This window comes from Streptomyces sp. NPDC101178, assembly GCF_044767965.1.
GTDB lineage: Bacteria > Actinomycetota > Actinomycetes > Streptomycetales > Streptomycetaceae > Streptomyces.
Genome location: NZ_JBIWOZ010000002.1, coordinates 406070 through 430569 on the forward strand (window position 1 = coordinate 406070; position 24500 = coordinate 430569).

24 protein-coding genes and 2 pseudogenes are annotated in these 24500 nt (G+C 68.4%); 15 read left to right on the plus strand and 11 right to left on the minus strand.

All coding sequences use genetic code 11. From position 1 onward, the window contains the following. Positions 1–15: 15 nt before the first annotated feature. The 3 genes from ACIRR8_RS05880 to ACIRR8_RS05890 form a co-directional block, all read right to left on the minus strand. Positions 16–342, minus strand: coding sequence for a DUF3817 domain-containing protein (locus ACIRR8_RS05880; protein ID WP_404059469.1), 327 nt, complete (start codon positions 340–342; stop codon positions 16–18). Positions 343–410: 68 nt separating this feature from the next. Further along, a complete protein-coding gene (locus ACIRR8_RS05885) occupies positions 411–920 on the minus strand; it encodes a MarR family winged helix-turn-helix transcriptional regulator (RefSeq protein ID WP_161268193.1) in 510 nt (169 codons plus the stop codon). A 10-nt stretch (positions 921–930) separates the two neighbouring features. Beyond that, complete coding sequence (locus ACIRR8_RS05890; protein ID WP_404059472.1) at positions 931–2205, minus strand: MFS transporter; 1275 nt, start codon at positions 2203–2205, stop codon at positions 931–933. An 83-nt stretch (positions 2206–2288) separates the two neighbouring features. On the opposite strand from ACIRR8_RS05890, the gene ACIRR8_RS05895 reads away from it, so the two are divergent. The 3 genes from ACIRR8_RS05895 to ACIRR8_RS05905 all read left to right on the plus strand — a co-directional run bounded on the left by ACIRR8_RS05895 (position 2289) and on the right by ACIRR8_RS05905 (position 4914). Continuing rightward, complete coding sequence (locus ACIRR8_RS05895; RefSeq protein ID WP_404059474.1) at positions 2289–3272, plus strand: DUF5937 family protein; 984 nt, start codon at positions 2289–2291, stop codon at positions 3270–3272. Positions 3273–3532: 260 nt separating this feature from the next. Further along, a complete protein-coding gene (locus tag ACIRR8_RS05900; RefSeq protein ID WP_404059477.1) occupies positions 3533–4573 on the plus strand; it encodes a glycoside hydrolase family 6 protein in 1041 nt (346 codons plus the stop codon). A gap of 50 nt (positions 4574–4623) precedes the next feature. Next, positions 4624–4914, plus strand: coding sequence for a hypothetical protein (locus ACIRR8_RS05905; RefSeq protein WP_404059480.1), 291 nt, complete (start codon positions 4624–4626; stop codon positions 4912–4914). A gap of 88 nt (positions 4915–5002) precedes the next feature. Here ACIRR8_RS05905 and ACIRR8_RS05910 read toward each other — a convergent pair whose 3' ends face one another. From ACIRR8_RS05910 to ACIRR8_RS05925, 4 genes and pseudogenes are all read right to left on the minus strand, one after another. After that, the gene (locus tag ACIRR8_RS05910) at positions 5003–5626 is read right to left on the minus strand and encodes an SMI1/KNR4 family protein (protein ID WP_404059483.1); all 624 of its coding nucleotides are present in this window, start codon (positions 5624–5626) and stop codon (positions 5003–5005) included. Positions 5627–5691: 65 nt separating this feature from the next. Next, positions 5692–7647 (minus strand): galactose oxidase-like domain-containing protein, encoded by a 1956-nt coding sequence (locus tag ACIRR8_RS05915; protein WP_404059486.1) that lies wholly within the window; start codon positions 7645–7647, stop codon positions 5692–5694. Between the two features lie 3 nt (positions 7648–7650). Beyond that, positions 7651–9480 carry a glycosyltransferase family 2 protein gene (locus tag ACIRR8_RS05920; protein ID WP_404059488.1) on the minus strand — a complete coding sequence of 610 codons (1830 nt, stop codon included), beginning with the start codon at positions 9478–9480 and terminating at the stop codon, positions 7651–7653. 175 nt (positions 9481–9655) lie between these two features. Continuing rightward, positions 9656–9817: pseudogene (locus tag ACIRR8_RS05925) on the minus strand (thiamine-binding protein); the annotation flags it as partial. A gap of 23 nt (positions 9818–9840) precedes the next feature. On the opposite strand from ACIRR8_RS05925, the gene ACIRR8_RS05930 reads away from it, so the two are divergent. Continuing rightward, entirely contained in the window at positions 9841–11307 is a 1467-nt protein-coding gene (locus tag ACIRR8_RS05930) for a recombinase family protein (protein ID WP_404059491.1), read from the plus strand. Between the two features lie 63 nt (positions 11308–11370). On the opposite strand, the gene ACIRR8_RS05935 is transcribed toward ACIRR8_RS05930, so the two are convergent. Then, on the minus strand, positions 11371–11550 hold the full coding sequence (locus ACIRR8_RS05935; RefSeq protein ID WP_404059494.1) for a hypothetical protein: 180 nt from the start codon (positions 11548–11550) through the stop codon (positions 11371–11373). A gap of 151 nt (positions 11551–11701) precedes the next feature. Between ACIRR8_RS05935 and ACIRR8_RS05940 the strand changes: the two genes are divergently transcribed. The 10 genes from ACIRR8_RS05940 to ACIRR8_RS05985 all read left to right on the plus strand — a co-directional run bounded on the left by ACIRR8_RS05940 (position 11702) and on the right by ACIRR8_RS05985 (position 22100). Beyond that, positions 11702–12235, plus strand: coding sequence for a hypothetical protein (locus ACIRR8_RS05940; RefSeq protein WP_404059496.1), 534 nt, complete (start codon positions 11702–11704; stop codon positions 12233–12235). Positions 12236–13234: 999 nt separating this feature from the next. Then, on the plus strand, positions 13235–13486 hold the full coding sequence (locus ACIRR8_RS05945; RefSeq protein WP_404059498.1) for a hypothetical protein: 252 nt from the start codon (positions 13235–13237) through the stop codon (positions 13484–13486). Between the two features lie 70 nt (positions 13487–13556). Further along, positions 13557–14438 (plus strand): hypothetical protein, encoded by an 882-nt coding sequence (locus tag ACIRR8_RS05950; RefSeq protein WP_404059500.1) that lies wholly within the window; start codon positions 13557–13559, stop codon positions 14436–14438. An 11-nt stretch (positions 14439–14449) separates the two neighbouring features. Next, a complete protein-coding gene (locus tag ACIRR8_RS05955) occupies positions 14450–14830 on the plus strand; it encodes a hypothetical protein (protein WP_404059503.1) in 381 nt (126 codons plus the stop codon). Continuing rightward, positions 14827–15060 carry a hypothetical protein gene (locus ACIRR8_RS05960; RefSeq protein ID WP_404059505.1) on the plus strand — a complete coding sequence of 78 codons (234 nt, stop codon included), beginning with the start codon at positions 14827–14829 and terminating at the stop codon, positions 15058–15060. Before ACIRR8_RS05955 ends, ACIRR8_RS05960 begins: the two co-directional genes overlap by 4 nt. Positions 15061–15144: 84 nt before the next feature. Beyond that, positions 15145–15393, plus strand: coding sequence for an HNH endonuclease (locus ACIRR8_RS05965; protein ID WP_404060688.1), 249 nt, complete (start codon positions 15145–15147; stop codon positions 15391–15393). A 145-nt stretch (positions 15394–15538) separates the two neighbouring features. Further along, complete coding sequence (locus ACIRR8_RS05970) at positions 15539–15877, plus strand: hypothetical protein (protein WP_404059508.1); 339 nt, start codon at positions 15539–15541, stop codon at positions 15875–15877. 590 nt (positions 15878–16467) lie between these two features. Further along, positions 16468–17055 carry a DNA primase gene (locus tag ACIRR8_RS05975; protein ID WP_404059511.1) on the plus strand — a complete coding sequence of 196 codons (588 nt, stop codon included), beginning with the start codon at positions 16468–16470 and terminating at the stop codon, positions 17053–17055. Positions 17056–17127: 72 nt separating this feature from the next. Then, entirely contained in the window at positions 17128–17412 is a 285-nt protein-coding gene (locus ACIRR8_RS05980) for a hypothetical protein (protein ID WP_404059513.1), read from the plus strand. Then, positions 17409–22100: a peptidoglycan DD-metalloendopeptidase family protein gene (locus tag ACIRR8_RS05985; protein ID WP_404059516.1), complete on the plus strand. Its 4692-nt coding sequence runs from the start codon at positions 17409–17411 to the stop codon at positions 22098–22100. Before ACIRR8_RS05980 ends, ACIRR8_RS05985 begins: the two co-directional genes overlap by 4 nt. Before the next feature lie 280 nt (positions 22101–22380). On the opposite strand, the gene ACIRR8_RS05990 is transcribed toward ACIRR8_RS05985, so the two are convergent. Continuing rightward, positions 22381–23139 carry a helix-turn-helix domain-containing protein gene (locus ACIRR8_RS05990; RefSeq protein WP_404059518.1) on the minus strand — a complete coding sequence of 253 codons (759 nt, stop codon included), beginning with the start codon at positions 23137–23139 and terminating at the stop codon, positions 22381–22383. A 353-nt stretch (positions 23140–23492) separates the two neighbouring features. Between ACIRR8_RS05990 and ACIRR8_RS05995 the strand changes: the two genes are divergently transcribed. Further along, a complete protein-coding gene (locus tag ACIRR8_RS05995) occupies positions 23493–23738 on the plus strand; it encodes a hypothetical protein (RefSeq protein WP_404059521.1) in 246 nt (81 codons plus the stop codon). A 164-nt stretch (positions 23739–23902) separates the two neighbouring features. On the opposite strand, the pseudogene ACIRR8_RS06000 reads toward ACIRR8_RS05995, so the two are convergent. After that, positions 23903–24037 (minus strand): annotated as a pseudogene (locus tag ACIRR8_RS06000) (MTH1187 family thiamine-binding protein); the annotation flags it as partial. After that, complete coding sequence (locus ACIRR8_RS06005) at positions 24034–24384, minus strand: DUF3817 domain-containing protein (RefSeq protein WP_018509878.1); 351 nt, start codon at positions 24382–24384, stop codon at positions 24034–24036. The gene ACIRR8_RS06005 and the pseudogene ACIRR8_RS06000, both read right to left, overlap by 4 nt. Positions 24385–24500 lie beyond the last annotated feature (116 nt).

Consider the following 24500-nt stretch of genomic DNA (forward strand, 5'->3'; position numbering starts at 1 on the left):
GGGGTGCCGTGCCGGTCAGGCTTTCGCGGGCGCCGGAGCGGTCGCGTCGATCAGCTCCTGGGCCTCGCGGCTCACCTTCGGCTCGACGAAGAAGGAGGCGAACGGGATGCAGCCCGCGGCCAGCACCCACAGGAGCTTGCCGAACGGCCACTTCGCCTTGGAGCCCAGGTCGAAGGCGAAGACGACGTAGACGATGAACAGCACGCCGTGGATCTGGGAGATCACCATGGTGTCGCCGGTGTCGAAGACGTACTTCGCGATGATCGCCACCGTGAAGACGAGCAGCCAGATGGCGGTGACGTAAGCCATCACCCGGTAGCGGGTGAGCACGTTCTGTTTCATGGACACGAGCGTAACGGGACGGCCGGAGCGATCTTCGCGCGGGCCCTCCGCCGAAGGGGCAGCCTCGCTCACCCCTCGTCGAAGTCCTGCGCCGCCACCCGCAGCGGCCGGAGCATCGCGAAGATCTCCCCGCACTCCTCCGCGTCGTACACCCCGAGCCCGAAGTCCATCGCGACCAGGTCCTCGGTGGCCGACTCGACGACCTCGCGCCCCTTGTCGGTGATGGAGGCGAGCGTGCCACGGCCGTCGTTGGGGTTCGGGCGCTTGCTGACCAGGCCGGACTTCACCAGCCGGTCCACGGTGTTGGTGACCGAGGTGGGGTGCACCATCAGCCGCTCGCCGATCTTGGACATCGGCAGCTCGCCCGCCTTGGAGAAGGTGAGCAGCACCAAGGCCTCGTACCGGGCGAAGGTCAGACCGTACGGCTTGACCACCGCGTCCACCTCGGCGAGCAGGATCTGCTGCGCCCGCATGATCGAGGTGATCGCCCCCATGGAGGGCACGGGCCCCCAGCGCTGATGCCAGAGTTCCTCGGCACGGGCGATGGGATCGAAAGGAAGGCTGAGCGGCTTCGGCACGGCACCGACCTTACCGACTGGTCACATGCCGGTCAGCCCCGTCTCGCCTTTCGGTATCGGACACCTGTCCGGGGTCCGTTCGGCGGACCTCGGCGACGACGAGGAGCGCGACGGCGGTACCGATGATTCCGGATCCGGCGACCACGTGGTGCACCGGGAAGAACTCGGCCGCGAGCCCCGCCAGCGCCATGCCCGCACCCTGGATCGTCATCAGCCCGGCGGTCAGCAGCGTCATGGCCCGCCCGCGCAGCTCCGGCGGTACGGCGTCCACGAACCACTGGTCGAGCCCGATGACGTACGCCGCCCCCATCCCGGCCAGCGCGAGGGCGGCCAGCGCCAGCGGCAGCCCCGGCCGGACCGCGTACACCACCAGCGGCAGCAGGCCCACGGCCGCGACCGGCAGCACGATCCTCGATCGCGTACGGGGCCGGAGCGCGGACCCGACGAAGAGTTCGGCGCCCACGTGTCCGACGGCCATCGCGCAGAGCAGCAGGCCGAGCGCGGCCGGACCGGCGCCGGTCTCTGCCACGTACGGAGCGGCGAGCGCCTCCGGAGCGACGACGAACATCGGGGGCAGCCAGAACAGGAACAGCAGCGCCCGGACACGGCGGTCGCCCAGGATCAGCCGGGCCCCGGAGAGCGACTCCCTCAGCAGCGTGGCGGAGGCGCCCCCGGTGCGGGCCGGGCGGTCGCGGGTGCCGAGGCGGAGAAGGGCGGCCGAGCAGAGGAAGGTGACCACGGTGACGGCGATCGCGCCGCGCGGGGAGACCACGGTGAGCAGCGCACCGCCCGCGCCGAAGCCGACGAGCATCGCGCTCTGCGAGACGATCCGCAGGAGGGAGCGGCCGAGGACGTAGAGGTCGCCGTCGCCCAGGATGTCGGTGAGCGCGGCCATCCGCGTCCCGGTGAAGACCGGCGCGATCGCGGCGACCAGGCAGCGCAGCGCCAGGAGGCCGGCGACCGGGGTGGCGGGCACCAGCATCACGGCGACGCAGACCGCGCAGAGCAGGTCGCAGACGACCAGGACGCGGCGGGCCGGATGGCGGTCGGCGACGCCCGCGAGGAGCGTTCCGCCGATGACGTACGGGAGCAGCCCCAGCGCGAACGTCAGCGCGCTGAGCAGCGGGGAGCCGGTGAGGTCGTAGACGAGCACGGTGAGCGCGAGTTCGCTGACGACGACACCGAGGAGCGAGAGCAGGTGCGCGGCGAAGACGGCCCGGAACTCGCGGACGCGGAAGACGGCACGGTAGCCGGTGGGCGGGGTGGAGGAGGAGGCCTGGGACATGAGCCGCAGCCTGGAGCCAGGCAGGCGCCTCGCCCTAGACTTTCGGCTGGGGACGAATCTTCGATGCCCGGGTGAGGAGTGGCATGCCGTTCCAGCTGCACTTCGACGGGAGCGACCTGCTGCGCTGCCGGTTCGCGCTCTCGCCGCTGGTGGAGACCCAGGAGGCGGTGCGGACGCTGGCCCGGCACCACCGCCACGGCTACCACCTGCCGTGGCTCCGGCGGATCCGGGACGCGGCGGCGGCTCTCGACCTCGAACCGCTGTGGCTGCTGATGCCGGACGGCGGCCACAACCCGGACTTCATCTGCCCGCCGCCGATCGGGCCGCTCGCCACGTTCGCGGAGGAGATCGCGGGTGTGCGGGCGGTCGATCCGGAGGTGGCGCGGGCGGACATGGAGCTGGCGCTCCTGGAGCGGCCCGGTGCCCGGGAGTCGGTGACGGGCCGCCGGCTGCTGGCCGATCCGGCGCGGGCCGTGCGGGAGATCGCCGACCTGCTGGAGCGGGCCTGGCAGGCGCTGATCGAGCCGTACTGGCCGCGGCTGCGGGCGCTGCTGGAGGCGGACATCGCGTACCACTCGCGCAAGCTCGCGGACAGCGGGCTCGCGGGGCTGCTGGGCGAGGTGAGCACGCAGCTGAGCTGGAACGGTTCGACGCTCACCGTGAAGGGCACGCGCGGCGACCACGAACAGGTGCTGGGCGGCCAGGGCCTGGTGCTGATGCCGAGCGTCTTCGTCTGGCCCGAGGTGGTGGGCGGCCACCTGGAGCCGTGGCAGCCGGGGCTGATCTACCCGGCGCGCGGGATCGGCGGGCTGTGGAGCGCGGCGGGCGAGCGGACACCGCAGGCCCTGGCCCGGCTGCTGGGCCGGGTCCGGGCGGACGTGCTGTGCGCGCTGGACGAACCGGCCGGGACGAGCGCCTTGGCCCACCGGCTCGGCCTCGCGCCGTCCTCCGTGTCGGCGCATCTGTCGGTGCTGCGGGAGGCGGGGCTGCTGACGTCACGGCGGTACGGCCACCAGGTGCTGTACGAGCGGACGCCGCTGGGGATCACGCTGGCGGCCGGCGCCTGAGCGGAGGCCCTCAGGGCCACGCGGGCCGCCGCCTCGGCGCAGGCCCTCAGGGTCACGCGGGCCGCAGCCTCGGCGCAGGCCCTCAGGGGTCATGCGGGCCGCAGCCTCGGCGGGGTCCGGTGACGGACGGTGTCGCGGCGCCACTCCCGGTGACCGGTATGTCACGATTGCCGACGTCTGCCCGTGCTCAGCCTTCCGCTGCGCCGTCCGGGCACCACTCCGTCCCGTATCCGTGAGCCACCGCCGTCCGAGGGGGCTGGATGTCCGGCCGCAGAACCGTTTCCAGAGACGTACGCGTTCCCTGCGCCCTTGCCGCCGCCGCTCTCGCGGCCGCCCTCACGGCGGGCTGCTCCGCACCGGGCGGCGCGGGCCCGACGGCCGCCGGCGCCGACCCCGTACGCGGCGAACCGGCGCCGAGCGCGGCCTCGCCGTACTGGGTCGACCCGGACAGCGACGCCGCCCGTCAGGTGCGCGCCTGGGACCGGGCGGGCCGGGAGGACGACGCGAAGGCGCTGCGGCGGATCGCCGACCGGCCGGTGGCGCTCTGGCCCGCCTGGGACGGGCCGGGGCCGGAGATCGTGGCTGCCACGAGGGCGGCGGCCGAGACGAAGAAGACGGTCCTGCTCGTCGCGTACAACATCCCGCACCGCGACTGCGGGCTCTACTCCGCGGGCGGCGCCAAGGACGCGGACGCCTACCGGTCCTGGCTCGGTGAGTTCACCGAGGCCATCGGGGACGCCCCGGCCACCGTGATCCTGGAGCCCGACGCCCTCCCGCACATCGCGGACGGCTGCACCCCGCCCGAGCACCACGCCGAGCGCTACCAGCTGCTCTCCGAGTCCGTGGACACGCTCAAGGCCAACGCCCGGACCAAGGTCTACCTGGACGCGGGCAACCCGGACTGGATCGTGGAACCGGACAAGATCGCCGGAACGCTGCGCCGGGCCGGGATCGACCGGGCCGACGGCTTCTCGCTGAACGTGTCCAACTTCCAGTCCAACGCGAGCGTGAAGGAGTACGGAGAGCTCCTCTCCGACGCCGTCGGCGGCGCGCACTACGTGATCGACACCAGCCGCAACGGCGGCGGCCCGCTCACCGGGGACCGCGCCGAGGCCTGGTGCAACCCACCGGGCCGCGCGCTCGGCACCCCGCCCACCACCGACACCCGCGCCGACCGCCTCGACGCCTACCTGTGGATCAAGCGCCCCGGCGAATCGGACGGCACCTGCCGAGGCGGACCGGAGGCGGGCACCTGGTGGCCGGAGTACGCGCTGGGACTGGCCCATCGCGCGAAGTCCTGACGTCCGGAACACCCATAGTTCAAAGATTGCGCAACCTTTAAAGTGTTGCCATGGGATACGAAGCCAGGGCACACACCACCACACCCCAGGACCAGCGGCGGGCGCAAGGGACATCCGCGGCCACCGAACCCGAGCACGAGAGTGCCGTCCTCGTCGGCGGCCCCGCGGACGGCACCCGGATACGGGTCGCCGGCCGGCCCTCCGTCGTACAGATCACCTACCCCTGCGAGCTGGACGGACCGGCCGGCGGCGCACGGGCGGACGCGCTCTTCGTCTACCGGCGCGACCCGCACGTGGAGAACGAGCCGCTGCGTTACGGGGTCGACCCCGCCAGCCCCTGACCCCCGGCAGAAGGACCGGGCAGCGGGTCGCCCCGGCCGCCTAGGGCGTCCTGCGTCCGGGTCCGCCGCCGCGCGCCACCGCCCCGGTTCAGTCCTCGTCCCCGTCCTCGTCCATGTCGTCACACGTGGAGCGGAAGAGCGCCGCGAAGTCGGAGAACTTCGTCGTGTCGCCGTACTTCGGCGTGAACGTGTAGGCGGCCCACTCACCGTCCGGTCCGACGTCGGTCGGATCGAGCAGCCAGTAGTCCTCCCCCTTGGCGACCTCGACGGACCGGCGGAACAGGCTCACCTCGTCCTCGTTGCCGGCTATCGAGGCGTACACCTCGATCACGCTCTGTCCGTCGTCGCCGTCCCGCATCCACCCGATACGGTCGCACGGATGGACACCGTCCACCCAGGCGTCCAGGTACTCCCATCCGTCGGTCGTCAGGAGAAAGCTCCTCAGGCTCGGCGGCAGCCGCAGCCCGATCCGCTCCTCGGCCGCCGCCAGGGCCTCCTCCCGGGCCGGTTCCGCACCCAGCCAGAGGTCGACCCGCTCGCCCCGGTCCAGCGCCTCGGCCTGGTCCTCGTCCAGCAGGTCGTCCGCGCCGTCATGCTCCCTCAGGTACCACTGTCCGTACTCCTCCAGAAGCACGCGCCAGTCGTGCGGGGTGGCCGGGTCGGCGCCAACCACGTGTGCTTCGGGCTCCGTTGTCTCACTCATGCCGACCATGGTGACAGGGGGTTGTGACAACGCCGTCGGCCGGCCGCCGTAGCGCGGACCACACCCCCCGTCGGTCAGGACGCCTTGACCCACTTCGCCTCCGACGGGACCCCGTCGGTGTCCGTGACGAAGAGCATGTACCAGCCGGGCGGCACCAGAGTGGGGTCGTCCGGCACGCTCACGCTGACCTCGCCCTTCCCCTTCTGCAGGCCCAGTTCGATGGAGCGCTGCTCCACGTCCGTGGTGTGGGTGACCGCGCTCGGCCGCATCAGGCGGGCCGTCGCGATCCGGTCCGCGTCGGCGGTCTTGAAGGTCACCGTCTTCCCGCGCTCGACCGCCTCCGGGCCGTCGCCGATCACCGGGCGGTCGTCCTTGGCGCGGTGCAGGGCGGGCGGGGTGTAGACCTCCATGCGCTGCTCGAACTTGCCGAGCTTGGTGTTGTCCTTGTCGCCGTAGAGCGAGTCGGAGCCGAAGGTGGCGACCCGGCCGTCGGGCAGCAGCAGCGCCTCGGAGTGGTAGTTGCGGCCGACCGTGGGCTCGGCCGCCTCCTTGAAGGTGTTGGTCTTCGGGTCGTACGACTGCGCCTTGAGGATGTTGCTGTCGCCCCGGCCCCGGTAGTCCTTCGAGCCGCCGCTGGTGAAGACGGTGTCGTCCGGCATGATCACGCTGTTCAGGTAGCGCGTGCCCTGCGGCAGGTCGGGGCCCGGCTTGAAGGCCGGACTGGCCTCCTTGAGATCGATGACGGCCGTGCGGGCCGTGGACTTCTTGGACTCGCCGACCCCGCCGCCGCCGAGCACCATCACCTTCTGGTCCTGGACGGGCGGCAGCAGCAGCGAGGCCGCCGTCTCCAGCTCGTCGGTGTCGGTCAGGCCGGGCACCTTGGTGAAGGTGTTCTTCCCGATGTCCCAGATCCCGGGGTCGCGGCCCTTGTCCGCCGGGCCGTAACCGGCGTTGGCGCCCGGGTAGAAGAGCTTGCCGCCCTTGGTGAGGAAGAGCGCCGGGTAGGTCGGGAAGTAGTGGAAGGGGCCCTTGGCCCACTTCTTGGTCTTCGGGTCGTAGATCTCGTTGTCGCCCGGCAGGATCGCGCCGACGTCGTCGAGACCGGAGACGGACAGCACCCGGCCGTCCTCCAGGCCGACGAGCGTCGGATACCAGCGGGCCTCCTTCATCGGGTCGACCTTGATGTACTTCTCCGCCGTCGGGTCGAACTCGTACGCCGCCCTGATCCCCTGGAAGTCCTGCTTGTCCATGGTGATCTTCTCGGCGATCCCGTACGAGTTGTCGGCCTCCTTGCCCTTCAGCCCGACGATCTCGTACTGGGCGGCTTCCGGAGCCACGGCCTCGACGCCGTCGTTCACCGCCTCCACGAAGACCCGCTGCTCGGCCGCCGTCACCTTGGTCTTCCACGGCTTCATCTGGCCGCTCTCGAAGTACGTGACCTCGAACTCGCGCTTCGCCTTCGGCACGGTGACGTCGAACCTGGCGACGTACTCGACACCGGACGGCGAGCGGAAGACCGTGCCCTTCTTCAGCTTCAGCGCCTTGTCCGGGTTCTCGTTCTTGACCCGCATCCCGCCGCCGGCCCGCTTCACCTTGTCGTCCAGCACCTCGTAGCGGGCGGTGCCGCCGGCGATCAGCAGCCGTCCGTCCGGGAGCTGGGCGTGGCCGCCGCAGAAGAAGTCCTCGGGGGTCGGGATCTTCTGGAAGACGTTCTCGGCCGGGTCCCACAGCACGGTGTCGAAGGTGCCCGCGTCGAAGTTCTTCTCGTCGTTGCCGGAGCCCGCGACGATCAGCACCTTCCCGGTGTGCAGGAGCGCCGCGTGGATGGCGTTGGTGCGGTAGTCCTCCGGGATGTCGACGCGCTTCCAGGAGCCGTACTCCGCCTGGTACTTCGGCTGGGCGATCTTGTACGCGTGGTACTGGTCCTCCGCGAAGGAGAGCGCCGCCGGCGCGTTGAGCCCCGCGAGCACGACCACGGCGCCGCCGCCCAGGAGCGTCTTCCGCATCTTCTTCGAAGGCCGGTAGGCCATGGGTCAGTTCCCTCCTGCGGTGGTGGTGGCGGTGGTACCGGCACTCGCACTGCTGGTGGTGGTCGTCGTGGTCCGGTACGTCGGCTCGGGCAGTGCCTGCTGTACGGGGGTGGGTGCGGGGGCAGGCGCGGGCGCTGGAGCAGCGTTGCCCGCCCGCGTACGCCGGTCGCGCCACTCGGTCCAGGCCCACACCGCGACCGGCGACAGGGCGATCGCGAGCCCGAGCGTCGCCCACGTCCGCATCGCGACGTGCGTGTGGTCCAGGTGGACCGAGGCGACGAGCGAGGAGAACAGGACCGCGGCCCAGAAGAGGTGGACACGGAAGGTGAGCAGCCGGTCCGGGGAGACCTGGCCGCCCTTGGGCGTGACGACGAACCGGCCCTCCGTGCGCAGCACCGCCGAGCCGAGCGACCTGAGGTAGATCGGCGCGGAGAGCGCGGACATGGCCATCCCGGCGAGGCCGCCGGAGCCCTCGGGCTCGTGCGGCGAGACGTTGTGCCGCCGGTTCCAGAGGTAGAGCCCGATCTGGAGGGCCGCCGCGTCGCTGTAGAGCATCAGCCAGATCGAGGCGGCGACCTGGGTGCCGGAGGCGCCGAACCAGAGGAAGAGCACGCAGCTGCCCACGCCGAGCAGCCAGTTGACGGCCGTCATCGGGTAGTAGACGAGCATCAGCGTGTAGCTGAGGAGCCGGCCCGGCGGGACCCGGAAGAGCATCTTGGCGTACTGCTTGAACAGCGTCTCGTACGTGCCCCGCGACCAGCGCAGCTGCTGGGTGAAGAAGTCGGTCCAGGAGGCGGGCCCCTCGCCGACGGCCAGCACGTCGGGGGTGTAGACCGAGCGCCAGAAGCGGCCGGTGAGCGGGTTGCGGCGGCGGTGGATCTCGAAGCCGGTCGCCATGTCCTCGGTGATCGAGTCGTAGAGCCCGCCGACCTGGCGTACGGCGGCGACGCGGACGACGTTGTTGGTGCCGACGAACATCGGGGCGCCGTAGCGGTTGCCCGCGCGCTGGATCAGCGCGTGGAAGAGGAACTGCTGCGACTCGGCGGCCTTGGTGACGGCCGAGTCGTAGTTCCCGTACACCTGCGGTCCGACGACGAAGGCGACGTCCGGGTCCCGGAAGTAGCCGAGCATCCGCTCCAGGAAGTTGGGCATCGGCACGTGGTCGGTGTCGACGGAGGCGAAGAAGTCGTAGGCGTCGCCGTGCAGGGCGATCCAGGCGTTGTAGTTGCCGTGCTTGGTCTTCGCCTTGTGGACGCCCTTCTTGCGGTTCCACTCGGGCACCCCGCGCCGGGTGAAGTGGTGCACGCCCAGCTCCGCGCAGAGCATCCGCGCGGCCGGGTCGTCGCCCTCGTCGAGGAGCCAGATGTCCAGCGGCCCGTCGTGCGTGAGGCGCACCGCGCCCTTCAAGGTGGCGCGGACCATGGAGAGCGGTTCCTTGCCGGGGACGTACGTGGTGAGGAAGGCGACCCGGGTTCCCGGCTCGGGCGTCACGGGTACGGGGTCGCGGGCGACCATCGTCGCGTGCGCGATGGAGACCACGTTGACCAGCATGAAGAGCCCGATCAGGCCGATCGAGACCAGCATCGCGGTGTCGGCGACGACGAGCCACCGCTCCCCGTTCTCCCGCTCGGTCCAGTGCGTGGGCCAGACCAGGTAGAGCATCAGGGTCGCGGTGAGCACCGGGGCGAGCGTCATCAGCAGGACGGCCCTTATTCGGTGTTTCTCGCTCGAGAGCAGGGATCGGTACCGGACTCGGTATCCCTCGGGGTCCGGCTCGGTGAGCGGACCCGCGAGCCGGCTGTAGGTGTCGTAGTCGTAGCCCTCCGACCGCACCGTGCCTCCCACTGTCGAACGGGTTGATATCCCCACAGAAGGGGACAGGTAACGGCGTGTCGACTTGGCAGGTCCGAGTGAGGGGTTTTTTGGTCCGGGACCGGAAAAGCCCCCGGCCGTGTGGCGGCGGGGGGCTCATCGGGTGAACGCGGGGCGGTGGACGCCGGACGGTCCGTCAGCGGGCGAGGTGGCGCTCCACCGTCTCGACCTTCGCGGTCAGGCCGTCGGTGACACCGGGCCGGATGTCGGCCTTCAGCACCAGGGAGACGCGCCCGGCGCGGGCCTCGACGGCGGCCACGGCGCGCTTGACCACGTCCATGACCTCGTCCCACTCCCCCGATCACGGGTAGCTTCGAGCACATGACATTGACAGCACAGATCAGGGTCATCCTTTACGCCTACCTGCGCCTGAGCCGGGACAACGACGGGTCGGCAAGCATCGACACCCAGCGGTCCGCCTATCTGGCATGGATGGACGGATCCGAGTTCCAGCGCTGGCTGGCAGAACTCGGGGTGACGAAGGACCAAGTCGAGGTGCGCGAGTACATCGACGCAGGAGTGTCGGGCGCCCGCCCCCTGGAACTGCGTAAAGACATGCGGCGCCTCATGCGTGACGTGGAACAGTCCCGACGGCTGGACCGCGCGGGAGTCGTCAGGCGGATGATGATCGGTTGGAGATTGGACAGGTACGCGCGTAGCGTCAGCGAGTTCCTTCGCCTGACGGCTTGGGGTGAGGCTCACGCCGTACGCGTCGCGACCACGGACAATTCGATCAATACGAGCACCCCGACGGGACGCATGGTCGCTGTCGTGCTCGCAGCACTGGCCGAGTGGGAGCGGGACCTCATCAAGGACCGGATCGTAGACGGCCACGCCACCCGTCGCGCTCAGGGACGATGGGGAGCGGGCCGAGCCCCCTTCGGCTACCGCATCGTTCGTCGTGACGGAGCCGCGTACCTGGAGGCAGACCCGGAACAGGCACAGAAGGTGCAGGCTGGCGTCAGAGAGCTGATTGCGGACGGCACCGTCGCCGGTACCGCGCGCACCGTTGGTCTGAGCGAGCCGCAATGGCGACGCCTGTTGAAGGCCCCCACGCTGCGAGGTCAGCGCAACCACAAGGGCGCCCTTGTCCTAGCCGACGACGGCGTCACACCCGTCCAGTTCGCGGAGCCGATCGTTAGTGCCGCCGAACTGCTCGCCGTGCGTCAGCGGATGTTGGACCTAGCGACGGGGGCCGACCGTGCGCCACGTCAGGCGACGCCCCGATGCGCCGAGATGTCCTCTTGCTATCGCTGCGGAGGACGGCTGAACGGCGGGACCAGCGACAAGGGCGTCCCCCTCTACCGATGCAAGGCCGGTCACGTCACCATCTATCAGGAGACCTTGAACGGCCGGGTCGAAGAGGAGTTTCTCAAGGTCTACGGGCGCTTCGCGGAGGTCGACATACACCTTGAGGGCGGTAACGACCTCTCCGCAGAGATGGTGGAGGCGAAAGAGCAGGCGGTGCGCATCGGCGCGCAGATGGCCACGGCCGGGCCCCTAATGCTGTCGACGTACGAGGAGATGTCAGCCAAGCTCGAAGCCGCCTATGCCGCTCTCCTGGCCGCGCATGACCCGGAGGTGCGGGAGGTAGAAACGCCCACCGGACGAACCATGAGCGACGCGTGGGCGGCGTCAGATGAGGCGGGTAAGACGAGACTCCTCCGGTCGATGGGGCTGCGGGTAGCGCTCCATCCGAAGTCTCGGGCCGACCGGCTGGACATCGATTGGGTACGCGATGACCCCGAGAGCGATGCCACAGAGGACGCCGCAGAGCAAGCCGTGTAGCAGGTTCAGCACACAAGGAAGCCCCCACCGGTCAACCGGCGGGGGCTTCCTACTGCTTACTCACTACGCCGGAGGACGCTCTGGAGGGACAGCTCCGCCCCGCCTGACGTACCACTCCATGTACGCCTTGAGCGTCGCTGAGCGGTCGCTGCCGGCCGCCTTGGTGGCGTGGTCGAACGCAGTCCACAGGGTGTCGTCGATGCCCCGCAGACCGCGGACAGGGTGCTTATGCATGTTGGCCATGGGGACACCTTGCCAGGGTGGTTGACCACCCCGCAACCGTGTGCCACTCTTCAGGGGTGGTCAACCACCCGGGAACAGGCCGGGAGCACGCCACAGGCCCGCGCATCTTGGCGGAGAGCGGGCCTGTGAATTCCCCTGAAGGAGTCACCCAATGTACGCGAACACCTTCCTCGTCACCGGCTCTGCGGACCACGCCGACCTCACCGGCCTTGCCTTCGATGTCTGTGACCAGTTCGGCGTCTCCGTCGCCGTCGCCACCGACGACACCGACGTCAGCCGCTACGCCGCACTCGTCGTCGAAGGCCCGTCGCTGGCCGACCCCGCGTCGAAGGTGGGTACGGCGGTGATCATGGAAGCACTGGCGGAGCTGCACGGCGTGCCCGTGATCTTCCCGCAGGGCCTCCGAGAGCACGACTCGTGCGAGGGGTGCGACCAGGTGCAGACGATCCAGACCGTGCGGGACGATGAGGGCGTCGTCTTCTGCCGGGACTGCTTCGGGCAGACGTCGGGCTGCGCCCAGTGCTTCGCCGACGAGCCGACCGAGCCCGTCTACATCGACGGCGTGTGGGTGCCGTTCTGCGGCGGCTGCGCCAAGATCACGAAGGCGCTCCACCCTTCGCCCTGGAATGGCGCGGAGGACGTCACCGAGCCTGACGCGATGATCCTCTTCGGTGTCGCAGCCTGACGCTACCCTCCGTGACGGAAAGGGCCCACTGGTTCGCCGGTCGGGTCCTTCCTCGCGTCCGGGGCCGCCCTCCTCGTCGACGTTCCGCGCCGCATCCAGTAAGGGGTGCAGGACCTATAGCCCCTTACCGCCCTGCGCTCGTCGACCCGGCCTCCTCTCGCGCGGGTCAAAGCTGGCCAAACTCGCAAGTCTCTGACCTGCACAAACTCCAGAATGGACAAACTAACTCCAATTTTCCCTTTCTACTAACGCGCGTTAAGGGAAAAGGAAAATGGCAGTTAGTTTGACCAGATTGGCCAAACTGTCCCGGCGGGCGTCGGAGCCCCTTCCCGGCGACGGCCGACGAGGGCGGCGGAGGCGGAGCGACGAGGAGAGGGCGAGAGAAGCCTCGTACGCCCCTCTCGCGGCCTCTCGTGCCGACCGTGGGGGAATTCAGCTCCAACCTCGCGCCAGAGCCTTCAGCGGCCTCCAGCGGCTTTGGGTTGCACGAGGGCCGTGCACTGCCCGACCTCGACGGGGCGCGGGGAGGGCAGAGTAGGGCTAGGAACCGGCTCGGATCTCACAGTGTGAGACATCTGATAAAGAGATGGTAAAGGATTCCTGGGCCTGTCTAACAAAAGACCAGGTCCCGCCCCATTACCCAGGTGAGGGGGTGCAACACGCCCCAAATAATTAGGTAGAGGGACGGCCGCGCATGCGCGCGTGCGACCCCCACTCAGTCGTCACACACAGTGGCGACTCCATGAACAGCGGAGGCGGCTCCAGGCTGTAGGCCGGACCCCTCCGCGTAAGCCACGCTCCGTCGGGTGCGGCCTCCCTGACGTTGAAGCGTGCGGCCCCGGCGTGAGCCGTCGATACGAGCGTGACCCTCCTCCGCTCGCTCGTCGACGGCACCGCCGGGGCCTAAAGCCTCACTTCGATGCGCTGCCTTTGGGCGGCGCTTCTCTCATTTGCCCGAAATTCGTCAGGACGTTAGGACGTCAGACCACAGGAGACCCCATGCGCTTCACCGACGTTCCGTCGCCCCCGCCGTGCACCGGCTGCGGGCAGACGCTGCCGCGCACCGATGAGTTCTACGGGCGCGATGCCCTTGCGCCGCAAGGCCTGCGTCGTCGCTGTCGTTCGTGCCGTGCGGCTGAAGCCCGCGACTACTACACCGAGAACTCCGCAACCATCCTCCAGTTCAAGCGCAAGAGGCGCGTCGAGCGCGCCGCGCACTGGGAGGAGACAGACCACTGGAACGCCGCCTGAGCGGCCCGCACAGACCCCAAGCCCCTGCCTATCGGCGGGGGCTGAGTCATTTCTAGAGATAGAGGCCAGCATGCCCAACCCTGCACTGGAAGCGGCCTACGCCGCCATTCCCGAACTCGTGGAGCACCACGAGCGTAAGAAGCGCATCGGCGAACTTCATCACGCCGTTCCCACGGCCGACGCACCGGAGATCGCAGCACAGAAGATTGTGAACGAGGCGTTGGAGGAGTACCTCCGTACCGGCGTCATGCCGGCGGACGTGGAGAAGCGAGCAACCGACGCGTACACGGCTTCCGTCGGCGCCCACGCCCTCCGTTCCGCGGTCGGCTCGCTGTACGCAGGCAGCATCCACACACAGACGCTGGATGGTCTGCGGGAGGCGAACGCCCCGGAGATCCTCGCGGCTCTCGGCGCGCAGCTCGCGGCCCTCCTGAAGGAGGCCAGGAAGCACACAGGGGCGCTCGGGAGCGTTCGTACTGCCGACGAGGCGTTGACGGAGGGCGGGAAGGCTGCGGAGGCGTACACGGCTCTCAGGGCCCTTCTGCCGACGCTCCGCGACATCCGTAGCGGCCAGTGGGACACGCTCCGTCTCGGTCAGCTCACCGGACCCGACAGCCTGTACCAGCGGGCCAAGGACAGTGGCTTCGGCGACGTCCAGGGCGTCAACGACGACACTCCCCGCGGGCAGTTCACCGCCATGCAGAACCAGCGGTACACGCTCGATCACCTCGTCTGGCTCGCGCAGATCGGCACCGCGTACGTACCAGAGAGCGTGGAGGACGTGCTCGCGGCTCAGGACGCGTACGAGACCCGGCACAGCGTCACCGACGCGCCCCCGGTCATCGACCTGTCCCCGAAGGTCGTACCCAACCCGCCTGCGCCGACCCCCAAGCCCCGCCCGGTCCACGGACGCAAGCCCGCGCCGGCGGACATCGTGCTCAACATCAACTGAGAGGCCCCACCATGACCGAACAGCAGACCCCTACGCCCCTGGAGGGCGACGCCCTGGAGCTGGCCAAGCTCAAGGCCGGCCTGACCGCTGGACTCACCCCCGCGCAGTCCGCGCGGCTCATCGGGGCGGACGAGGCAACTCTCATCGCTGACGCCGCCGCTCTCGTCGCGGAGTTCACCCCGTCGACGCTCGCGCCCCCGGCAGTCCGTTCGGGCGGTGACCGTGGCCCTGACGTCCAGGGCACCGCAGGAACCGTCGCGGGCGGTGCAGCGGCCTACCGCCGGAAGCACGGCCTGGACGAGGACGGCAACAGGCCGTCGACTACCAAGCCCCTGCCGACGAGCACCCGCAACCCCTTCGCTGAGCCCGCCTACCGGATGGAGTCCCGATGAGCTACACCGGCAACTTCGAGCAGCACATCAAGAATGCCGCCCTGGCCCTGAACGGCCAGTCGGTGAGCGTCAACCTGATCGGAGGTCAGACGCTCACCGGTACCGTCGCCTACGCCACCACAGCGGAAGCACATGGCGCCGTGGCTTACCCCAACGCCATGACGGTCACGGTGTCGACGAAGGTGCACACCGTGCGGATGGACCACGTCAGCAGCATCGGACAGGGCTAGGACGTGAGCGAGCCACGCAAGGCGTGGGCCGGCTCGACGAGGCGCGACACGCTGCCTCGCGGGTGGGCCCGCCTCCGACGTCAGGTGATCCGCCGTGACGGAGGCCAGTGCACCACGAGGTATAGCGACGGCCGACGCTGCGAGCAGCCCGGTACCGACGTCGACCACGTGATCCCACACCACTTGGGCGGGTCGGACGAGCTGGAAAACCTCGCCCTAACTTGCTCCTGGCACCACGCCCGAAAGAGCAGCAGCGAAGGCGGCACAGCAGCCGCTAAGACCCGTGCCAGCGTGCACCGCAAGCCACCCACGCATCCTGCGCTGGACGACTGAACCGACAACGGAAGGAGGGGTCGCGATGGCCACCCCTGGACCACGGAGAGACCTCTCCAAGCCCGGAAGCCGTGAGTACCGCGGGAAGGGAGGACGACGAGCGGTAGGCCCTGTCGTGCTCCCTCTCGCGGGGTGCGATCTGCCCGTGCCCGACATGCCGTCAGGGCGTGACTGGACGGAGCACGAGCGGTCCATGTGGACGGAGCTATGGGAGTCGGGACAGGCGACGCAGTGGAACGACTCGTTCGTCCCGATCGTCGCGATGTACGTGCGCATCACGTGCGACGCCTTCAGTGGGCGCGTGACGTCAGGCCTGGCAGCAGAGGCGCGCTACTACGCAGACCACCTTGGACTGTCGCCGGCAGGGCTGAAGACCCTGGGTTGGGAGTTCGAGCGTGAGGGCGCAGGCATGGGCGAGCTGGACACTGTGCCGACGGCGCACAGCCTGGACATCGACGCTCGTCGTGCCCGGCTCACGGCGTGAGCGCACGCAAGGCAGCGCAGCTAGCACGCAGGGAGCAGGCAGCGGCGGAGCAGGGACGAGGCTCCTCGTCCGTCGTACCCGCAGTCCTCATGCAGTGCTACGTAGACGAGTGGGTCACCGCTGACGACCACGCTCTCCCCCATGGGCAGCGCGACGTCGTCGCATGGAACCGCTGGCGACGAGCGCGCCAGGCTTGGGCCGACGAGCGTGGGCTCACGCTGGTGCAGGCGTTCGGCTGCGTGGCCCGTGGCGTAGCGGGAGAGAGCCGGTCAGCGGTCGCGTGAGGCTGCAAGCCTCTGACCTGCGGGAACGCAGGGGGGTAATCCCCTGATCCTTCCCTCCTTGCCGTAGGGGTGCTGGCATGCTCCAAATGGCATCCGGATAGACCTTGAGGGCCTCTGGAGCCCTTTTGGGCCCTCCAGAGGCCTCACGGCGATTTTGAGCGCCTCTCGGCCGTCCGACGCGAAGGATCGCGAGGCCTCAAAACGAGGCCTGGAGGCTCGAAAAGGCCTCAAAACCAAGCGCAAAGAACAGGTAAAGGGCCAGTTCAGAGCCTTTTCTACCGTTCGGTAACCACCTAGACTGGGCAAATGGCCATCCGAACGTGCGACACCTGCGGCGACGCCCTCCGGGCCAGGCACTCGCACCGAGCGCGCTTTTGCTCGTCGAAGTGCCGCTCCAAGGGCTTCCGGGCGTCGCAACGCGCACTCCCCGTTGAGCTGACGACCCGCGACAGGTGGATTCGTCGGTCCGCGACGAAGGTCCCCCTGACGGTCGCCGGCAAGGCGGCCTCCAGCACGGATCCGCGGACGTGGAGTAGCTACCGAGAGGCGTCCAGGTCGTCGGCCGGCGCGGGGCTCGGCTTCGTCCTCAACGGCGACGGCATCGTCTGCCTAGACCTTGACCACGCAATCTCGCCGGATGGCTCCCTGACGCCATGGGCGGAGGACATCCTGCGCAAGGCCGGGCCCACGTACACGGAAGTCTCCCCCTCCGGCCACGGCCTCCACGTCTTCGGGTTCGCTGACGTCCGACATGGTCGGCGGATCCGGAGAAGCGGCGGCTACGCCGTGGAGGCGTACGGCACCGGACGGTACCTCACCGTCACCGGAGACCGATTCCGCAACTCCCCGTCGGCGCTGGCCGACATTTCCGCGCTCGTCGACGAACTGACGTAGCGCCCCACTGACTTACGCCTCACCCCCTCGTCCTCGTCGACGTGGGGGTGTTCGGCGTGCCCTGGAGGGCCCATGAACCACCCCCGAGACGACATCTGCGAGCGTGACGGCTGCCGGTTCCACGTGGAGCTAGTCCTCATCGCCGACATGGCCTTGCCAGCTGCCATGTGCGGCGAAGCCTGTCGCGACTTTGAGTTCCTACGCAGAGGCCTGGAGGCGAGCGAGCAGACGCCGGAGACGCTGGCCATGCTCGGAGAACTTCGGGAAGTCGGGCGGATGCTCGACTCCCGCAGCGATCCGACCGACGTCGACCGGCTCCTTGACCTCCGGCTGTCGAGCGGCGGTGAGCTGCTGTGAGTGATCTTGACATTGTCGGCGGTGCGGCGGTCGACGTCGTCCCTGTCATCCCCCAGTTCCACGCCAAGCTGAAGGCGCTTGTCCTCCCCGTCGCCGACCGTGTGGGCGAGGACGCCGGCCGACGGCTGGGCGAGGCGATGAGCCGCTCCCTGTCTCAGAACCTCACGATCAACATCCCGTCGGCCATCAACCACGCCGGCCAGGCCGCGCAGGTTGCGTCGCGGCGTCAGGGCGACGCCAACGCGGGAGCGTTCGCCGGCTCCATGCGGCGTCACCTCCAGGCGGCGTTCCGCAGCATGCCGAGACTCGACGTCACTCTGACGAGCACTGGTGCCGACGCTGAACTAGCCCGTCTGCGGGCCAAGTTGGAACAGCTCAGCAACCGTCGCGTCGGGATCGATGTGAGCGCTACGGCTGCCCGCGCGGAAATCGAGCGCATCGAACGGGAGCTGGAACGGCTCGGGGCACGGCACCCGAACATCAGGGTTCAGGCGGACACTGCCGCCGCTCGTGCCGCTCTCGCGGCCATGAGAGCCGAGATGGACGCGATCGGGCGCCGGGAGATCAACGTACCTGTCGACGTCGACACGAGCCGTGCGACGTCGGCACTGCTCAACCTGGGTATTCAGGCTGCCGCTCTGACGGCGATCCCGCTCGGCCCCGTCCTCGCCGCTGGTCTTGGTGCGGTCGTCTCCATGGCCACGGCTGCCGGCGCCGGATTCGCAGCCGTAGGCCTGGCTGCTATCCCGGCCGTGAAGGGCGTGACGGAGGCTCTGACGGCCAAAACGGCTGCGGAGAAGGAATCCGCCAACGCCACGGACAACAGCGCTCAGATCGCCACACGGGCAGCCTCCCGGGCCCTTCAACTGGCAGGCGCTCAGGCTACGTTGAGCGCTGCACACCGCAACGCAGGACTTTCCGCGGAGCGTGCCGGCCGACAAATCGAAGCTGCGGAGCAAGCCGTTGCCGACGCTGCGGCCCGTGCTGCCGAACAGCGCAAGGCGGCTGCTGACGGCGTACGCCGTGCCGAGACCACCCTCACCGACGCCAAGCGCACCGCGCGGCAAGCGGAGCTGGACCTCGTCGAAGCCCGCAAGACGGCTGCACAGCAGCTCCTGGAGCTACAGGACCGGCTAGTGGACAGCGGCCTTGCCCAGCGCGATGCAGCTCTCCGGGTGAAGGAGGCGCAGCTCGAACTCACGGCCACCATGGCGGATCCCAAGGCTACGGAGCTACAGCGCGAGCAAGCACAGCTCTCGTACGACCAGGCCGTCAGGAATGCCGAGCGTCAGAAGGCGGACCTGAAGGCGCTCCTGGAGGCTGAGAAGAAGCAGCGCAAGGCGGGCGTCGAAGGCTCGGAGGTCGTCCGGTCGGCGCAGGAGCGGCTCCAGGCGACGCAGCGAGGCGTTACCGACGCCACAGAGGCGCTCCGAGCCGCTCAGGAAGCCCAGACCAAAGCTGCCGTCGCTGGCGCCCGAGCCATTGCCGACGCTCAGGAGCGGGTCAGCGACGCCACACGTTCCGCCGCTGAGGCCCAGGTGTCGGCCGCGGAGAGCATCGCCTCCGCAGAGCGCGGGCTCGAATCGGCCCGCCTGTCCGGCATCGACACCACGACGAAGGCCGTCACAAAGGCCGACGAGTACCGCAAGGCGCTCGCGAGGCTGACGCCAGAAGGCCGGGCGCTTTTCAGCAGCATCATCGGCCCCGGCGGGCTGGTGACGGCGTTCAAGGCATGGAGCAAGGAACTCAGCCCCGAAGTGGTGCCGCTCTTTACGCGCGGCGTCGTGGGCCTGAAGAATTCCCTTCCCGGCCTGTCTCCGCTCGCGGAAGGTGCTGCCAGCGGCATTGAGACGCTGATGGACAAGGCGTCGGCACAGATGAAGACGCCCTTCTGGCAGTCCTTCAAGGCTGACCTGGCGGAGAACGTGGAACCGGCCGTTGTCGGCTTCGGCGTCGCGTTCGGCAACGTCATCGAAGGCATCGTCGGAATCATCGACGCGTTCCTCCCCAAGATGGACGGGATCGCCGCTCACTCCGACCGCATCACGGAGCAGTTCGCGAAATGGGGGACGAGCCTCAAGGGCAGTCCAGATTTCGAGCGTTTCCTTCAGTACGTCAAGGACACCAGTCCTGGCGTTGCGGAATTCCTCGGTGACGTTCTCAAGGCAGTGTTCGACGTTTCCAAGGCCGTTGCCCCGTTGTCGACGACCGTTTTCGCAGTCATCGGCCCGGTACTCGAAGCGGTCTCGTGGCTGGCGCAGAACCATCCGGAGCTGGTCATTGGGCTTTGGAGTATCTACGCCGCACAAAAGGCAATCGCCATCGGCATGACGGCTTTCGCGGCTGCGATGGCCGTATACCAATCGGTGATCCTGCTTTCGACGATCGCGACAAGCGGATTCGGCTTTGTCCTGGCCGCTACAGGAATCGGTCCGATCATCCGGGCCATCGTGCTCGTGGTCGGTCTCCTCGTCGCCGGATTCGTCCTGGCGTACAAGAATTCCGAGACCTTCCGGAAGATCGTCGACGGAGCTTGGGCGGGAATCCAGGCGGCTATCGGCTTCGCCTGGAATTCCGTTATCAAGCCTGCCTTTGCCGGCATCTGGTCCGGCCTCCAGGCTATCGGAAAGGCTGCCGTCTGGCTCTGGAACAACGCGCTTGGTCCCGTCTTCAGCTTCCTCTTCAAGTGGGGGAAGATCCTGGTCACGGCAGTGATCGTTGCCTTCCTTCTGCCTGCTTACCTGGCGTTCAAGCAACTTGGAACGATCGGGATCTGGTTGTGGCAAAAGGCACTCGGTCCCGTCTTCGGGTGGATCGGATCCGGCGTCAAGTGGCTCTACGAGCGGGCTATCCGGCCGTTCATGAAGAGCAACAAGGAGGCTTTCGAGTCTCTCGGTAAGGCTGGTAAGTGGTTGTGGAAAGAGGTGCTCAGCCCCGTCTTCAACTGGATTGGCGACGGCGCCCAAGACATGTACCACAACAAGCTCAAGCCTGCGTTCAAGCTGATGCGCGAAGGCGTCAAGGCCGTTGCCAATTCCTTCACTGACGCCAACTCGTTCATCGGTAAGGCGTGGAAGAAGGTCTCCGGCATCGTCAAGGAGCCGGTTCGGATCATCATCTCCGAGGTGTACAACGGCGGAATCGTCAAGCTCTGGAATCGCGTTGCGAAGATTACCGGAGCCGATGACCTGAAGCCTTTCGACCTGAAGGGCTTCCACACGGGCGGCATCCTGTCCGGCTACTCCCCAGGTCGCGACGATCGCGTGATTGCGGTCGGAGGTGGGGAAGCCGTGATGCGACCAGAATGGACCCGTGCCATCGGTGCCGACCGGATCAACGCTTGGAACGCTGCCGCTCGAAGTGGTGGTGTTGGAGGTGTTCAGCGCGCCATTGCGTCGGGGATGCCTGCCTTCAAGGACGGAGGCATTGTGGACTGGTTCAAGGACAAGTCCGCGGGCGCCGGCAAGTTCCTCTCTGGACTCGCCGACTACGCAGACCCGTCGAAGCTCTTCAGCAAGGCGACAGAGTTCGTCAAGGAGAAGCTGGCACCCATCACGACGAACCCGTGGGCAAAGTCCGTCGCCAAGCTCCCCCTGAAGATGCTCTCCGGCCTCAAGGACACCGCCCTAGGCGTCTTCGGCTTCGGGGGCGGAGGGAGCGGCCCGTGGGCGAAGCCGGTCAGCGGCGCGTACGGAACACCGTTCGGTAAGCCGGGCCTCATGTGGTCGTCTGGCCGGCACACCGGTCTGGACTTCCCGGCAGCAGTCGGCACAGCCGTCAAGGCAGTCGCTGACGGCAAGGTCGCCATGGCCAAGTCGGGTGGCCCTTACGGCAACCACATCATGCTCAACCACGGTGGCGGCCTGACGTCGCTGTACGCGCACCTGAACAGCATCTTGGCGACGGTGGGCGACTCCGTGAAGCGGGGCCAGAAGATCGGCACCGTCGGTTCGACCGGCAACTCCTCCGGCCCCCACCTCCACCTGGAGGCGCGGGTCAACGGCAAGGCTGTCGACCCCATGACCTACCTCTCCGGAGGCGGGGGAGCGGGCGGCAAGGGCGTCGAGCGCTGGAGGCCTGTCGTCAAGGCGGCCCTGGCAGCGACCGGCAACCCTGCGAGCTACGCAGACCTGACGCTGCGCCGGATGAACCAGGAGTCGGGCGGCGACCCCAACGCCGTCAACAACTGGGACATCAACGCGAAGAACGGAACCCCGAGCGTTGGTCTCCTCCAGGTCATCAAGCCGACCTTCGAAGCGTTCGCCGGCATGTTCCGCAAGCAGGGACCGTTCAAGCACGGCGTCAGCGTCGACCCGATGGCAAACATCTTCGCCTCCATGCGATACGCCAAGGCGACGTACGGATCCCTCCCGTCGGCGTACGGAAGGCCGGGCGGATACCACGCCGGCGGCTTCCCGCAGATCGGCGAGATGGCGTGGGTGGGTGAAAAGGGGCCGGAGCTGCTGGAGTTCCTGACTCCGACGCGGGTGCACAGCAACCGTGACTCCATGGCGATGGCTCGGTCGATGCAGTCGATCCCCGCGTACGGATCGGCGCCCACGGTGAACGTCAGCGTCGAAGCACGGACGTACCTGGACGGCCGGGAGGTCGCAGGAGTCATCGACGAACGGATTGACGTCTACGACGCGGATACGGGCCGGGCGCTGACGACCGGTCGCATCATCTGACGCACCAGAAGCACACGGACCGCCTCCGCCGACATGGCGGGGCGGCCGACGCGTTACCCCAACTGCCTCTGGAGCGGCCCGACATGGGCGCTCCAGAGGCCCCTTACTTGAGAGGCCAGATCATCATGAGCTTCACCGACCCCGCTAAGAGCCAGCCCGTCACCTGCCCGCAGTGCGGCTCGGACGTGGAACAGAAGCCCGGCGCTGGAAAGGTCAAGCGCTACTGCAACCCCAGCCACGGGCGGACCTGGCGCACCCGGATGCGGTCAGCCGGCTGGCTTTAGGGCCGACGGTTGTAGCTGTCCAACGTCGCCTTCGACGTCGATGCGTCCTGGAAAACCAACTCCCACGGGCCCGTGTTGACGTCGAAGTCCTTGCCGAATCCGACCCACTTCCCAGCGATGCGGCGCCCCGTCGGCTCAACCAGCATCTGGAGTGCGCCGTGGTACCGGGCGCCGGAGTAGTAGCCCTCTGAAGCGGTCTGCTCCGTCCAGGTGCCCGTCACCACGGCTCCGTCCACCTCAAGGTCCATCGTCAGAGGCGAGTCGGATGATCCGGGCAGGCTGCGCACCGACAGGCGGTTCCCATGCTGAAGCATCACAACGAAGTGCAGGCCCGTGTACGTCCCGTCACGGCCGCTGGAGAAGTATTCGTAGCGGCTCAGCCAGACACCCGAGTACGCGCCGTGCGCGGGCTGTGCGCTGACCCGCGGCAGCGGCGCATGCGGTGCCCTTATCCCGTCGGCCGACGAGGCAAGGTCATGCCCGCCGGCCCCGTCGTCAGCTACCCGGACCAGTGGGACGGTGACCGAGAAGCCGAGGTTCTCGATGGGCTGCCCTGTGACGGATTCCAGCGCGCGAGCGTAGACGGGGCGGGGGCTCGCGATGTCCCCCGATTCCCACCGCTGCACTAGACGCTTCGACGCGTCATTCGGCTCACCTGCGCGCAGGCCGGCTTCCCGCAGGGCTCGCGCCATGTCGTCTTGCGACATGCGCAGGCCGATGCGGACCGTTCGGAGGGTGATGTTCGGCGTACTCATGGCGTCCACGGTAGGGCTTCGCACGTCTTTACGACACCGAAATGACGCCCCCTATGACCCCGGAATGACGCCCTGACAGACGCCGCGTGTAGACGCGACGGCACGTCAGGATGCGGGTACGTGTCCGACGGTGGAGGTTTGCTGATGAGTGACCAACTTCAAGGGCCGGTGACCTTGACGTGCCCGTTACCTGATCACCCGCGCGGCGCCACCGGCTGCGACATCTGTGCAGCGCTACTCAAGCAGTGGGGCCAGGCAACGGAGGTGGGCAGCCCCGCCTACGACCCGTCACACGCAACTGATCTCGCCGTGGAGATCCGGCGGCACCCGCACGCGGGGCGGAGGCGGTCGTCGTGACGCGCGCCCTCGTGCGGCACGTGCCGCACACCATCAAGCAGCACCCTGACTCGACCCCGCGGTACGAAGCGTCGTGTCAGCGCTGCGCGTGGGTCTCCGTTCCGTCGGCGGAGTCCGCAGTCGTCGACGACCAGTGCCTGGCTCACGCCGGTCGGAGCAACCACCGGCTGTTCACCCGGACGGTCACCAGCTTCGCCTTCGTCGTCCGTGAGGGCGAGGAGAGCCGTCCACCCACCCCATAGACCGCGGATCCGTTGCTCGTCACAGCGCGGACCGCGGGAGCGGTAGGGGAGAGGTCGACATACCGCCCCTGCCGCTCCAACCCCCGAGCCCCGTCTCCCACCCCCTAGGGAGACGGGGCTTTTGCGTGTCGAGAGGGTCTATGTACTCACGCCTTTGCCATCGAGCCCTCGACGGAGGTGAACATGGCGTCGGTCCGGTTGGGCAGACCCGACTCCCGTACGACCCGCACGGCGTCGGCCACGTACTCGCCGACGTCCTCACCGACACCGAGCGGCGAGACCGAGAACGCGACGATCATGCGCTGACCGTGCCCTCGCGGCGGGCGCGGGCGGCGATGACGCCGTCGGCCTCGTACTTCTTGAGCAGCTTGTCGCCGTAGAGGCCGCCGAAGGGGATGACGGCGAGCAGGAAGAAGAGCGCGACGCGCTTGAGCGGCCACTTGGCCTTGATCCAGACGTCCAGCAGGAACACGACGTAGATCGTGAAGAGGATGCCGTGGATCATGCCGAGGGGCGGCATCAGGAAGTCGATGTCCGAGACCCGCATGAGCAGCGAGCCGAAGATGAGGAGCGCGGGGAAGGAGAGCGCCTCGGGAAGCGAGATGAGGCGCAGCCGGTGCAGGGCGGAGGCGGTCTTGATGTCCACAGGGGCACCTTCGGTGGGAGGGGTCGTGTGTGGGCGGTGTCGTACGGGCTTGTGAACGCGAGCACAAGCCGCCCCCATTGTGGCATCGCGCCGGTCCGCTCCGGCCGCCGGGGGCC

Excerpts from the sequence above, each read along its gene's own strand:
- ACIRR8_RS05880 (WP_404059469.1), bottom strand. The coding sequence starts at position 342 with ATGAAACAGAACGTGCTCACCCGCTACCGGGTGATGGCTTACGTCACC.
- ACIRR8_RS05990 (WP_404059518.1), bottom strand. The coding sequence starts at position 23,139 with ATGAGTACGCCGAACATCACCCTCCGAACGGTCCGCATCGGCCTGCGC.
- ACIRR8_RS05900 (WP_404059477.1), top strand. The coding sequence starts at position 3,533 with ATGTCCGGCCGCAGAACCGTTTCCAGAGACGTACGCGTTCCCTGCGCC.
- ACIRR8_RS05910 (WP_404059483.1), bottom strand. The coding sequence starts at position 5,626 with ATGGTCGGCATGAGTGAGACAACGGAGCCCGAAGCACACGTGGTTGGC.
- ACIRR8_RS05945 (WP_404059498.1), top strand. The coding sequence starts at position 13,235 with ATGCGCTTCACCGACGTTCCGTCGCCCCCGCCGTGCACCGGCTGCGGG.
- ACIRR8_RS05895 (WP_404059474.1), top strand. The coding sequence starts at position 2,289 with ATGCCGTTCCAGCTGCACTTCGACGGGAGCGACCTGCTGCGCTGCCGG.
- ACIRR8_RS05960 (WP_404059505.1), top strand. The coding sequence starts at position 14,827 with ATGAGCTACACCGGCAACTTCGAGCAGCACATCAAGAATGCCGCCCTG.
- ACIRR8_RS05975 (WP_404059511.1), top strand. The coding sequence starts at position 16,468 with ATGGCCATCCGAACGTGCGACACCTGCGGCGACGCCCTCCGGGCCAGG.
- ACIRR8_RS05930 (WP_404059491.1), top strand. The coding sequence starts at position 9,841 with ATGACATTGACAGCACAGATCAGGGTCATCCTTTACGCCTACCTGCGC.
- ACIRR8_RS05940 (WP_404059496.1), top strand. The coding sequence starts at position 11,702 with ATGTACGCGAACACCTTCCTCGTCACCGGCTCTGCGGACCACGCCGAC.
- ACIRR8_RS05890 (WP_404059472.1), bottom strand. The coding sequence starts at position 2,205 with ATGTCCCAGGCCTCCTCCTCCACCCCGCCCACCGGCTACCGTGCCGTC.
- ACIRR8_RS05905 (WP_404059480.1), top strand. The coding sequence starts at position 4,624 with ATGGGATACGAAGCCAGGGCACACACCACCACACCCCAGGACCAGCGG.
- ACIRR8_RS05935 (WP_404059494.1), bottom strand. The coding sequence starts at position 11,550 with ATGGCCAACATGCATAAGCACCCTGTCCGCGGTCTGCGGGGCATCGAC.
- ACIRR8_RS05950 (WP_404059500.1), top strand. The coding sequence starts at position 13,557 with ATGCCCAACCCTGCACTGGAAGCGGCCTACGCCGCCATTCCCGAACTC.
- ACIRR8_RS05980 (WP_404059513.1), top strand. The coding sequence starts at position 17,128 with ATGAACCACCCCCGAGACGACATCTGCGAGCGTGACGGCTGCCGGTTC.
- ACIRR8_RS05915 (WP_404059486.1), bottom strand. The coding sequence starts at position 7,647 with ATGGCCTACCGGCCTTCGAAGAAGATGCGGAAGACGCTCCTGGGCGGC.
- ACIRR8_RS05955 (WP_404059503.1), top strand. The coding sequence starts at position 14,450 with ATGACCGAACAGCAGACCCCTACGCCCCTGGAGGGCGACGCCCTGGAG.